We start from the raw sequence: 11,696 nt of genomic DNA, 5'->3' as shown, positions 1-11,696 counted from the left end.
ATTCAGCATTGTACGAGGCATAGCGAGAGTAAAATTGGGTTTGGCGATTTAATTTTACTACCTCGCTATTTTTTTAAGCAACAAATGTCAACAGACCCTAGTCTGCTTAATATTTCCAGAGTTCATCATGCTATAGGATTTTTCTTTTTTTATTGCTAGTCACTGCATAAACTCTTTGCCTGCATTTTATGATCAATTCCATTTATGAAACTTTCTTAAATTTTGGCAATCAGATGCGACTTCACTCCCGACACAGGTTGCTCATTGTGGCTTCTGAAATCCAAAAGACTGCGATAGATAATCTTGGTGCATTCAAGAGTTAAGCTTTCATTGTGTATATAATAATTTACATATAGTACAAAAAATAATCAAAAGTGGTTTGGAAAGCTACAAATTTGAATGATAGTTTAATATTCATATATCTATTTTAATAATGTGAGGTGAGTAATGAAAATGTTGGCCTTATTGAGTGCAGGTATAGTAGCGAGCTATTGTTATAAAACCGTGAAGACTAACCAGCAGAATTCATTAAAATCTAATTTTGATGAAATTATAAAACAATCTTTACTCAGAGATTTCATGGCCTAAGCAAAATTAAGTTTAATAAAACTGTTATATAAATGATTGAATTAAAGAACGGGTTATGAATTTTGCAATAGAATTTGTTAAATGTTTAAAATTTGGACAAGTAATTAAAAAATATAACTTAATTGGAACATTTGGAAACAGAGCAGTTATATAAAACCTACTTATTAAATAGGTTCTCAATGATATCTTTCTTTTATTCCAATAACTTGAAAACAAAAATTAGAAAATTGTGAATTAAAAAGCCTACTTAAGTTGAGAGAGTTAAGTAGGCTTTTTATTAATTTTAAAATTGAATTTTAATGTAATATTTTCCACCTAAATCCATCCCACTTTTTATATATTTTTTTGACTTGGATCTATGTCACTTTTAAGTCACTTGTAGTGGATCGATTTAAATGAATACCAGTATCTGGGCAGTTTTATTAGCTACCCATCTATTCTAAAGTGTGAGTTACATAAATGATAATTCTTAACTATTGAATAACGTGGTTAAGTGTTTAACGATAATATTCTCTTGGTTAAATAAGTGATGGATCGCGATGATAGATGATGAAAAGCCCTTGGATTTCGATGACGATGAAGAACCTCTAGATCTTGAGGATGAAGAATTTATCGATGACAAGAAAGAGGATGAGATGTACAACACGATTACCAAAGATGGTTCAAGTGTTGATCCTGCTGATGATGAGGGACATCCTAATCGCCCTGAAGATGGCGATCTCATCGAAGATGAAGAGTAATCAATTTTGTGTAGAACATAAGCCCAATTCAATATTGGGCTTTTTATTGTCTGTAAAATGAACATAAAAAAGCTAAGATAACAGCAGTTTTACGCTTGCCACTTTAGAAATTAACAACAAAAAATGCCCATATAAATGCGATGTACCGTGTAAAACTTATAGCATTGAAATTTCTGGATCTTCAAATAATAGTATGGAGCTTTTGGATTGCTTTAGTATTACCCCAACTGGGTTGCATTAGAAAAACGATCCGACAATTTTGACTGATGGTGGATATATTTATATATCACCATCGCTAAAATCTAGGTTACTTTGAAAATACCGGTTTTACACCCAATGCGAATAGATTGAAAAAGATTAGAATTATTTTCATATACAGTCAGTTATAGTCTATGTTGAGTAGATAAATGTAGATTGCTAAAGAATTAAAAATTAAGACATAATTCAAAATAATGATTTTATAAAAAAGATTACTTTAAGAATGCTCAATACTGGAGCATTGAGTTTTATTTTATGGAGAAATGGCGTTATTTCACCTATAAATCTCGGAACCATGTAAATTCGATTAAAGTAATGTGTGTGAAGATAAGTTGAAAGTATTGCATGTTGGCGATTATTTTCTAGATTCGCCAGAGAGAATAACAATAGGGAGAACAAGTACAATGGGTTATCAGAAGATCATAGTGCCTGTGGATGGTAGTAAAATTACCGTAAAGGCAGACTTGTCACTGAACGTTCCTAACAATCCCATCATTCCCTTCATTGAAGGCGACGGTATTGGTGTGGATATTACACCAGCAATGAAAGCAGTGGTTGATGCTGCAGTTCTAAAAGCTTACGCTGGCAAACGTTCAATCGAATGGATGGAAGTTTATTGCGGCGAAAAAGCGGACAAAATCTACGGTACTTACATGCCGGAAGAAACATTTGAAGCGCTTCGCGAATTTGTTGTTTCTATTAAAGGTCCATTAACAACACCGGTTGGCGGTGGTATCCGTTCTCTCAATGTTGCTTTGCGTCAAGAATTGGACCTGTATGTATGTGTACGTCCAGTGCGCTGGTTCGAAGGAGTTCCTTCTCCAGTTCAACATCCTGAACTGACTGACATGGTGATCTTCCGTGAAAACTCTGAAGATATCTATGCCGGGATTGAGTGGAAAGCGGATTCACCAGAAGCCAAAAAAGTCATCAAATTTCTGAAAGAAGAAATGGGCGTGACTAAAATCCGTTTCGAAGAAAACTGCGGGATTGGAATTAAGCCGGTATCTAAAGAGGGCACTCAACGTCTTGTTCGTAAGGCAATTCAATTTGCGATCGACAATAATAAGCCTAGCGTGACTCTCGTGCACAAAGGCAACATCATGAAGTACACCGAAGGCGCGTTCAAAGAATGGGGTTATGAAGTCGCCCTTGAACGTTTTGGTGGTGAACTGCTTGACGGTGGCCCATGGGTACGCATCAAGAATCCTAAAAACGGCAAAGACATTATCATTAAAGATGTGATTGCTGATGCGTTCTTGCAACAAATCCTGATGCGTCCTTCCGAATATTCAGTCATTGCGACGCTGAACCTGAACGGTGATTACATTTCTGATGCGCTTGCAGCTGAAGTGGGTGGTATTGGCATTGCTCCGGGTGCAAATATTGGTGGTGCAATCCAGATGTACGAAGCCACTCACGGCACTGCACCTAAATACGCAGGCCAGGACAAAGTAAACCCAGGTTCAATTATCCTGTCTGCTGAAATGATGCTTCGTGACATGGGCTGGACTGAAGCGGCCGACTTGATTATCAAAGGAGTTTCTGGGGCGATTGCTGCAAAAACGGTTACTTATGACTTCGAGCGTTTAATGCCAGATGCGACTTTGTTGCGTTGTTCAGAATTTGGTCAAGCAGTCATTGAAAATATGGAATAAGTTTAAATCCTGAACCACATGTTAGAAAGCCTGCACTTGCTGCAGGTTTTTTATATTTACAGAAATCATATTTCATTCAATAGAACTAAAAATCTAATATGAAATGGATTAAATCACTTTAATTCTTGAAATTAATGCATCAGCATCGAAAAATATTCACAAAGATTTTCTGCTTCAGTTTAATGATTACATTCATGCTGCTTTCAGGTTGTCAGCCACCGCCCTCTGGTGAAGCAGCAGGCATGCGTTATCCCATTTTATACATGCAATTGCAAAAAATGGAGTTGCCGGCCCAACTTGCAATGCCGGTTGAGAATATTAAACCTCGCCAGATTAATGACACATGGGGAGCTGCGCGTAGTGAAGGGCGTCAGCATGAAGGTATTGATATTTTTGCTAAGCGAGGAACACCGGTACTCAGTGCAACACAAGGAATTGTCTCTCGGGTCGGCACTAACAATTTAGGCGGTAAAGTGGTTTGGGTTACAGGCCCGAATTTAAGCCGGCATTATTATGCACATTTAGATGAGTATGCTGACCAGATTCAAGAAGGTGACTGGGTGGAAGTCGGTGAGGTCATTGGTTATGTAGGAAATACAGGCAATGCTAAAAATACCCCGCCACATTTGCATTATGGCATTTATGTGGATGGGCAAGGGGCAATCAATCCTTATCCATATTTAGTGTCATCTTCTTGAAAAGTGGTCACTTCATTGCTTTGTTCAGTGGCTTTGGATTTAGCTGAACATGTATGCCAAACCAATTGTAGCGTTCCCAATAATAAAACCAGAGCAGCCAGAATAAACTGTTGCTGGTAGGTCACCCCGAAATGTTGCAGTGTGCTAAAACTTAAGCCACCAATTAGCTGTACCGAGGCAAAACACAGCGTGGCAATACTCCAGAGCTTTTTATAAGCCAGGCCATAAAGCTGTAAAATGGTATAAGAGGTTAAAAAAACCACTGCCGGATTGAGCATTCCTGTAAGAAAAGAGGAAGTAAAAGTCAGAAAAGGACTTAACTTTAAAACCGCAATAAAAATAGCCAGAATATAAAGGCTGTAAAGTATTTTTAGTGCACTGAAATTTCCAAATTTTTTAGCCAGTATATAAGCTGAAAAAGCGCCCAGCGCACTGCCTAAGCCATAGAGTATCCAGTTAAGATTGATCCAAAACAGATTCAGTCCCAGCTCATGGTCGAGATAGTCAATCCAAAACAGGGAATGAGGGATATAGGCAAATGCACTGCAAGCGTACACGATCAGCAAACTATAAAAAAGATTGTTAAGTTTTACTTTGCTGGTGGTGGCGATGGTTTGTGCAGATAAACGATGCTTAAACTTTTGCAGCAAAATACTTAGGCAAATACAGATAATAAGCGCGAATCCACATAAAATCAGCCAGGCTGTTTGTATCGAAATCCGGTCTAGATAAGGCAAGAAAAGTGTAGCCAATAAAACCCCAAGCCCAATACCGCTAAACCCGATAAAATTGATTTTAAAACGGTCCTGAATGTCGCAGCATTGTGCCACCACGCTAGGTGACAAGATCATCAATAATCCGCCACTTATTCCCGAAATCACACGCCAGAAGATATACCAAGGCTGAGGAAAATCTGCAAAAGCACAGCACATTAAACTGAACATGCCTGCGATTGCAGCACTTTGGATATAGAAGGTCATGATTTTAGTTTGGGGAAGTTTCATGGCCCAAAATGCACCTATCAGATAGCCGAGTAAATTGGCACTGCCCAAAAGACTGGCAAAACCCACTGACCAGTCAAATGCTTCGCGAGTGCTGGGTAATAAGGCAGTATAGGAAAAACGCAAAATGCCAATTCCCAAGCACATGCTTAAGCATAAAAAAATACTGAGCTTGATATTATTTGAGGACATCCGTGTACTCGTAACTATTTTATATTGATTCAGCCCTATAAATAGCATGAGTAAAGAACAATAAATAGGTTCAGAACTTACAAACCCTATAAAAATAGCTGCTTGGGTCATTTAGCAATATTGAATGCTGGTCTTATCAAATTGGGTCACATAAACCCTTTAGTTTGAAAATTGAATTTTTTCAGTATAAGCATACAATGCCGCTACTTTATTGTACTTTTTGGCATTATGAATTTCTCCTATCGCGCTGATATTGATGGCTTAAGGGCGATCGCTGTTTTATTGGTGATTTTTAACCATATCGGATTATCTTTCTTTTCTGGAGGATATATTGGTGTGGATGTCTTTTTTGTAATTTCAGGTTATTTAATTACCCTCATTTTAACCCATGAGATCCAATCCAAACGATTTTCCATCGCACGCTTTTACAAAAAACGTGTGGTACGTCTAGCACCTGCTTATTTTACCGTACTCAGTGTCGTGAGTATCATTGCATGGCAGGTCATGCTACCTGGTGAGTTGACCCAATATTTTGACAGTGTCATGTATGCCACCCTGCTCATGGCGAATATTTATATGCGCAATGAAGTGGGAGATTATTTTAGCCAAGGTGCTGAAGGTATACCGTTACTGCATCTATGGTCGCTGGGGGTAGAAGAACAGTTCTATATTTTCTGGCCTTTATTGTTATTACTGCTTGTTGGAAAGGTGTCGCGTAAATATACCTGGGCTGTAATCACCACATTAATTGTCACTTTACTGTTTTATGCCCAGCACAAGTTGACGCAAAATGCAGAGAAGGCCTATTACAGTATGCCGGTACGTGCTTTTGAGTTGCTGATTGGTGCGTTGATTGGCTTTCTGCCACAGCTCAAACTGCCGAAAAAACTGGTACAAAGCCTGGTCTGGGTCAGTTTAATCATCTTGTTTGCGACAGCCGTGTATTTTGATCAACAAACGCCGTTTCCTGGCGCAATGGCGCTCATACCATGTCTGGCAACAGCACTGATTATTTATCTGGGCCAATGCTCACCGTCAAGCAATGTTTTACTGAGCAATCGTTTAAGTACCTGGATTGGAAGAATTTCTTATCCTTTATATTTATGGCACTGGCCGATTATCGTGTTATTCGGCATTTATATGCAGCCATTAAATACTGAAAATCAGGTAGTGATTGTACTCTTGTCGATCATGCTGGCATTTTTGACCTATCAACTGATTGAAAAACCGAGCAAACGTTTTGTGATGGCAGCGAATTACAAGGTGATTATTATCGGTTTTCTGCTGCCAGCCATATGTTTTATCGCTATTGCCAAGATAGTCGATATCAAGGAAGGTTTCCCAGACCGGTTTCCACAGTCTGTCCATAACAAGCAGGAGGCACTCAATTCATTTGCGCATGTGATCCGAAATAAATGTATGGATATTGCGGATCCGAAAGCTTTACCAGACTCGGATGATTGTGTATTGGGTGATGCTAAATCTAACATCGATTTTTTATTAATCGGTGATTCTCATGCCAATGGTTATACCGCGATGCTGGATGTATGGGCCAAAGATGCGAATTTGCGCGGCTATGACGTCACGCAAAGTTCAACTTTCTATTTACCCGGGGTGCAGCGTTCAGAAGCGAATTTTAACCGCTGGAGAAAACTCGACAAGTTCGCGTTCAGAAATGATGCCATTACTGCCCATCTTGCTCAAACACATTACCGAACCATTATCTTGGCAGGTTCCTATGTGCCGTATTTTAATGATAAAGTGAAACTGGAAGATGGTGTCCATCATTCCAATGCAGAAATATTTAAAAACGGTTTTATGAAAGCTTTGAAGATTGCTTCTCAGTCCAGTGATCAGGTGATTCTGCTGAATGATGTACCGCGCCTGGATCAAGACGGGGTGCCGGCAGACTGCAATTTGCGCAATGAAATTTTAAATACGCATGTCTCATGTACTGTGTCGAGAAAAAATTATGAGGCCCAGTTGGCTGCTTTTAATCACATTGTTGCCGAAGCAAAACTGAAATACCCTGACCTGAAAATCATTGATCCAACCAAGGTTATCTGTAATCAGCAGATGTGTAAAATTATGATTAATAATGTGCCTTTATATCGAAATAAAGACAGCAATCATATTAATGATCAGGGTTCTCGGCAATTAGGCATTGAATATTTAAAACAGTATGGCAATCCGCTTAAAAATTAAAAGCAAGCATAAAAAAACCGCGTTATAAAACGCGGTTTTTTAATATTTGAAATTAACGCATTTTTGCCAAGAAACGACCTAAACGAGTAATCGCTTCACGTAATTCATTTTCGGCAGGCAAGAACACCACACGGAAATGATCCGGAGTCGGCCAGTTAAAACCGGTTCCTTGCACCAGTAACACTTTTTCAGCACGCAACAAGTCGAGCATGAATTTTTCATCATCTTCAATTGGATAAATTTCCGGGTCCAATTTAGGGAAACAGTACATGGCACCTTCAGGTTTTACACAAGATACACCCGGAATCTCATTTAACATTTCCCAGGCAATATTGCGTTGTTCATATAAACGACCACCCGGACGGATCAGGTCATTAATCGACTGGTAACCGCCTAAAGCAGTTTGAATTGCGTATTGCGCCTGATGGTTGGCACATAGACGCATCGAAGCGAGCATGTCCAAACCTTCAATATAGTCTAGCGCACGTGATTTATCACCGGTAATGGCCATCCAGCCTGAACGGTAACCTGCAATACGGTACGCTTTAGACAAGCCATTGAATGAAATACATAACTGGTCACCGGCAAGTGCAGCAACAGAAACATGCTCAATGCCATCATAAATAATTTTGTCGTAAATTTCGTCAGCGAACAAAATTAGGTCATATTTTTTCGCTAAAGCAACAATTTGCTCAAGCACATGACGTGGATAAACAGAACCAGTTGGGTTATTTGGATTGATAATCACGATACCACGTGTATTTGGGGTGATTTTGCTTTCCATATCCGCAATGTCAGGATACCAGTAGTTTTCTTCATCACATTTATAGTGAATGGCTGTACCACCCGACAAGTTTACCGCAGCAGTCCATAAAGGATAATCCGGCATTGGAACCAGCATTTCATCGCCATCATCCAGCAAGCCTTGCATTGCCATGACAATCAGTTCAGACACGCCATTACCGATATACACATCATTGACCTGCATATTCAAAATGCCTTTTTGCTGGTAATACTGACAAATCGCTTTACGCGCAGGGAAAATCCCTTTCGAGTCTGTATAACCCACGGCATTGGGTAAGTTTAAAGCCACATCATTAATAATTTCTTGTGGCGCTTCAAAGCCGAATGAGGCGGGATTACCGATATTAAGTTTAATAATTTTGTGACCGGCTTCTTCCATTTCATTGGCCGCTCGTAACACAGGTCCGCGAATGTCGTAGCATACATGCTCGAGCTTAGACGATTTCTTAATTTCGCGAGGGGTTTGGAAAGTGTTCGGCATTTTGATGTTCTCGGAAGGAGTGGAGGTCACTTTTGCATAACGATATAAATAACTTTTAAATGTCTCAGTTGTTACTAAATCAAGATTGTGTTCATCCCGAAGTAAAGCAACAATTTTTTCGTGCGTAAATCCTGCCTGTTGATACTGTTTAATCAAAGGAAGCAAATTTTTAAAAATAACGCTCTTTTTTTGCGACATTTTTTAATCCTGAGCAAGCTTATGACAAAGATTAACACTAAATTTGCTCACAAAAAAGCATTTCTTAAATAAACTGCTCACTCTATTTTTAACTATTGCTTACTTTTTGCTTTTTAGGGAAATTATAGGTCTTTTGTAAAATGTTAATGAAAGACTAGAAATTTAAATATGAATGACGTAAATATAGGATTATTTTATTTTAAATAGCAAGAAAGAAGGTACGTAGCCATGGGAAAACTCAATAAATCAGACCGAGAATGGCAAAGAGAGTTATCACCTGAAGAGTTCCGTATTACACGTCAAAAGGGAACAGAGCCTGCATTTACAGGTAAATACTGGAACACAAAACAAGATGGTACTTATGTCTGCCGTTGTTGTGGTGAGCCGTTATTTAGCTCAGAAACAAAATACGATAGTGGCTGTGGTTGGCCAAGTTTCTATAAAGCCTTAAATAATTCTGCAATTGAAGAACATACTGATACGACACACGGTATGGTGAGAACAGAAATTGTTTGTCATCATTGTGGCGCACATTTAGGCCATGTTTTTGAAGATGGTCCACAGCCAACAGGGTTACGCTATTGCGTAAATTCAGCTTCATTAGAATTAAAAACACAAGAAAAAAATGACGAGGAAACCTATCCATGACCAACATTTATCAGTTTGAGGCTGAGTTGTTAGATGGAAAAAATAAATCATTTGCTGATTATGAAGGCAAAGTTTTATTGATTGTAAATACTGCCAGTAAATGCGGTTTTACCCCCCAGTTTGCAGGTCTTGAAAAGTTGTATGAGAAATACAAAGATCAAGGCTTGGAGGTTTTGGGATTTCCCTGTAACCAGTTTGGCGGACAAGACCCCGGATCCAATGATCAAATCGGGGCTTACTGCCAAAAAAATTATGGCGTAACCTTTCCGATGTTTTCAAAGGTCGATGTTAAAGGTTCAGAAGCGCATATTTTATTCCGTTATTTGACCAATAACAGCAAAGGAATTCTAGGCAATGGGATCAAATGGAATTTCACCAAATTCTTGATTGGTAAAGATGGCAAAGTGTTAAACCGTTTTGCACCAACCACCAAGCCTGAAGACCTGGAAAGTGAAGTGCAAGCGGCTTTAGCCAAGTAATTTTTTCTGATTTGGAAAAATATATAGGGCGATCCATGGATCGCCCTTAATTCATTTATATTGTGTAGGCGAATGTCAAAAAAGCAATTTTTCCCTAGTTTAACTGCTTTGGTATTGGTGAGTACGCCAAACCCAGTATTTGCAAATGATCAAAAAATTGATGCATTGTTGCAAGATTTAACTACGCCACAAAAAAACTATGTGCCGTCAGCATTGGATTATAAGATTGATCCAAAACTGCTGAAGAAAAGTTATGAGGTCAATTGGTTAATTCCGCCAAAATTTAATTTTACGGCAACAGAATTAAAGGCTGCTCAATCACCAGTAAAAGTGAAAATGACCGTGATAGCCAGTAGCGGAATAATTGCCAAAGTCGAAATATTGAAAAGTACAGGCTCAAAAGTACTGGATGCTAAAGTGATTGATGCGTTAATGCAGGCAAAACTTGAATCTATTGCAATGGTTGACCGAAATATCACTTACAGCTTAATTCATGAACTGGAAATAAATAATCCACTGTAAAAACAGTGGATTATTATGAATCAGATTATATTACTTAATAGATTAGAGAATGGCTTTTAGGCGCTGAATTGCTTCTTCACATTGGGCAATATCCGCAACCAAGGCTAAACGCACATGGTTTTCACCCGGATTGCCTTGTTCGGTATCACGCGACAGGTAACGTCCAGGAAGCACTTTAATATGCGCTTTTTCCATCAGCATTTTGGCAAATGCTTCATCATTGTCGACTTTTAACCAGTAATAAAAACCTGCATCTGGTTTTTTGAGTGGCAGTAAATGACCCAGTTCTTTTTGGAACAGATCAAACTTAGCCCGATAAAGTTTACGGTTTTCTTCCACATGTACTTCATCGTCCCAAGCAGCAATAGACGCCAGCTGATGTTGAACCGGCATTGCTGCACCATGATAAGTACGATATTGCAAATAAGGCTTAAGTAAGGCTGCATCACCAGCAACAAAACCTGAACGCATGCCCGGCAAGTTTGAGCGTTTAGAAAGTGAGTGGAACACAACACAGTTTTTATAGTCATCACGTCCAATCTCAGCGCAGACTTCCAGTAAGCCGACTGGTGCTTCATCAAACCAGAGTTCTGAATAACATTCATCTGAAGCAATCACAAAGTCATATTTGTCGGAAAGTTCAATCAATTTCTTGAACTGTTGTTTAGACAATACCGCACCGGTTGGATTGCCTGGTGTGCAGACAAACAGTAATGCTGTTTTTTCCCAGACTTCCGCAGGCACGGCATCAAAATCACCGAGGTAATTGTTTTCTTCGGTACAGTTAATGAAATACGGTTTTGCACCGGCAAGCAAAGTTGCACCTTCATAAATTTGATAAAAAGGGTTTGGCATTACCACATACGGCGCATCTTCACGGTTCACCAAAGCTTGAACAAAAGAGAAGATTGCTTCACGTGTTCCTGAAACAGGAAGAACATTGCTTTCAGCACTCATACTGTTCAGCTTGAAACGACGGGTCAGCCAGTTAGCAATGCTTTGGCGCAGCTCTGGCAAACCTTTACTGTTCGGGTAAGTCGATAAATGCTTAAAGTTGTCAATAATTGCTTGTTTTACAAACTCTGGTGCAGGATGCTTCGGTTCACCAATCGATAATGGAATGAGTGGTAAATCGGCAGGTGTAATATCCTGAAAAAGTTTATTTAACTTTTCAAAAGGATAGGGGTGCAATAATGACAAACTTGAGTTCATGAAATCGATACC

The 11,696-nt window shown here is 39.1% G+C and carries 11 protein-coding genes; 8 read left to right on the top strand and 3 right to left on the bottom strand.

The annotated features are described in order from the left end of the window. Window positions 1–447: 447 nt before the first annotated feature. From ACU0NF_RS08540 to ACU0NF_RS08525, 4 genes are all read left to right on the top strand, one after another. A complete protein-coding gene (locus ACU0NF_RS08540; RefSeq protein WP_228259869.1) occupies window positions 448–588 on the top strand; it encodes a hypothetical protein in 141 nt (46 codons plus the stop codon). A 539-nt stretch (window positions 589–1,127) separates the two neighbouring features. Continuing rightward, window positions 1,128–1,328: a hypothetical protein gene (locus ACU0NF_RS08535; protein ID WP_131386580.1), complete on the top strand. Its 201-nt coding sequence runs from the start codon at window positions 1,128–1,130 to the stop codon at window positions 1,326–1,328. A gap of 662 nt (window positions 1,329–1,990) precedes the next feature. Beyond that, complete coding sequence (gene icd / locus ACU0NF_RS08530) at window positions 1,991–3,244, top strand: NADP-dependent isocitrate dehydrogenase (protein ID WP_131386578.1); 1,254 nt, start codon at window positions 1,991–1,993, stop codon at window positions 3,242–3,244. Window positions 3,245–3,438: 194 nt separating this feature from the next. Next, window positions 3,439–3,942, top strand: coding sequence for a M23 family metallopeptidase (locus ACU0NF_RS08525; RefSeq protein ID WP_445660816.1), 504 nt, complete (start codon window positions 3,439–3,441; stop codon window positions 3,940–3,942). Here ACU0NF_RS08525 and ACU0NF_RS08520 read toward each other — a convergent pair. Then, window positions 3,915–5,135, bottom strand: coding sequence for a YbfB/YjiJ family MFS transporter (locus ACU0NF_RS08520; protein WP_445660815.1), 1,221 nt, complete (start codon window positions 5,133–5,135; stop codon window positions 3,915–3,917). The two genes, ACU0NF_RS08525 and ACU0NF_RS08520, sit on opposite strands and share 28 nt — an antisense overlap. A 228-nt stretch (window positions 5,136–5,363) precedes the next feature. Here ACU0NF_RS08520 and ACU0NF_RS08515 point away from each other — a divergent pair, with 228 nt between their 5' ends. After that, window positions 5,364–7,340 (top strand): acyltransferase family protein, encoded by a 1,977-nt coding sequence (locus tag ACU0NF_RS08515; protein ID WP_445660814.1) that lies wholly within the window; start codon window positions 5,364–5,366, stop codon window positions 7,338–7,340. Window positions 7,341–7,392: 52 nt separating this feature from the next. Here ACU0NF_RS08515 and ACU0NF_RS08510 read toward each other — a convergent pair whose 3' ends face one another. Then, window positions 7,393–8,823: a pyridoxal phosphate-dependent aminotransferase gene (locus ACU0NF_RS08510; RefSeq protein ID WP_445660813.1), complete on the bottom strand. Its 1,431-nt coding sequence runs from the start codon at window positions 8,821–8,823 to the stop codon at window positions 7,393–7,395. A gap of 228 nt (window positions 8,824–9,051) precedes the next feature. On the opposite strand from ACU0NF_RS08510, the gene msrB reads away from it, so the two are divergent. From msrB to ACU0NF_RS08495, 3 genes are all read left to right on the top strand, one after another. Beyond that, the gene (msrB, locus tag ACU0NF_RS08505) at window positions 9,052–9,471 is read left to right on the top strand and encodes a peptide-methionine (R)-S-oxide reductase MsrB (protein WP_445660812.1); all 420 of its coding nucleotides are present in this window, start codon (window positions 9,052–9,054) and stop codon (window positions 9,469–9,471) included. Next, entirely contained in the window at window positions 9,468–9,950 is a 483-nt protein-coding gene (locus tag ACU0NF_RS08500; protein ID WP_445660811.1) for a glutathione peroxidase, read from the top strand. The genes msrB and ACU0NF_RS08500 overlap by 4 nt, the downstream gene beginning before the upstream one ends. Window positions 9,951–10,022: 72 nt before the next feature. After that, window positions 10,023–10,472, top strand: a complete 450-nt coding sequence (locus tag ACU0NF_RS08495; protein WP_445660810.1) for an energy transducer TonB — start codon at window positions 10,023–10,025, stop codon at window positions 10,470–10,472. A 42-nt stretch (window positions 10,473–10,514) separates the two neighbouring features. Here the strand turns inward: ACU0NF_RS08495 and dapC are convergent, their stop codons facing one another. Continuing rightward, a complete protein-coding gene (gene dapC, locus ACU0NF_RS08490; protein ID WP_445660809.1) occupies window positions 10,515–11,684 on the bottom strand; it encodes a succinyldiaminopimelate transaminase in 1,170 nt (389 codons plus the stop codon). Window positions 11,685–11,696 lie beyond the last annotated feature (12 nt).

The organism is Acinetobacter sp. F16 (assembly GCF_052712855.1).
This window is presented reverse-complemented; position numbering and strand designations above follow the sequence as displayed.

Excerpts from the sequence above, each read along its gene's own strand:
- msrB (WP_445660812.1), top strand. The coding sequence starts at position 9,052 with ATGGGAAAACTCAATAAATCAGACCGAGAATGGCAAAGAGAGTTATCA.
- icd (WP_131386578.1), top strand. The coding sequence starts at position 1,991 with ATGGGTTATCAGAAGATCATAGTGCCTGTGGATGGTAGTAAAATTACC.
- ACU0NF_RS08520 (WP_445660815.1), bottom strand. The coding sequence starts at position 5,135 with ATGTCCTCAAATAATATCAAGCTCAGTATTTTTTTATGCTTAAGCATG.
- ACU0NF_RS08495 (WP_445660810.1), top strand. The coding sequence starts at position 10,023 with ATGTCAAAAAAGCAATTTTTCCCTAGTTTAACTGCTTTGGTATTGGTG.
- dapC (WP_445660809.1), bottom strand. The coding sequence starts at position 11,684 with ATGAACTCAAGTTTGTCATTATTGCACCCCTATCCTTTTGAAAAGTTA.
- ACU0NF_RS08510 (WP_445660813.1), bottom strand. The coding sequence starts at position 8,823 with ATGTCGCAAAAAAAGAGCGTTATTTTTAAAAATTTGCTTCCTTTGATT.
- ACU0NF_RS08540 (WP_228259869.1), top strand. The coding sequence starts at position 448 with ATGAAAATGTTGGCCTTATTGAGTGCAGGTATAGTAGCGAGCTATTGT.
- ACU0NF_RS08500 (WP_445660811.1), top strand. The coding sequence starts at position 9,468 with ATGACCAACATTTATCAGTTTGAGGCTGAGTTGTTAGATGGAAAAAAT.
- ACU0NF_RS08535 (WP_131386580.1), top strand. The coding sequence starts at position 1,128 with ATGATAGATGATGAAAAGCCCTTGGATTTCGATGACGATGAAGAACCT.
- ACU0NF_RS08515 (WP_445660814.1), top strand. The coding sequence starts at position 5,364 with ATGAATTTCTCCTATCGCGCTGATATTGATGGCTTAAGGGCGATCGCT.
- ACU0NF_RS08525 (WP_445660816.1), top strand. The coding sequence starts at position 3,439 with ATGCTGCTTTCAGGTTGTCAGCCACCGCCCTCTGGTGAAGCAGCAGGC.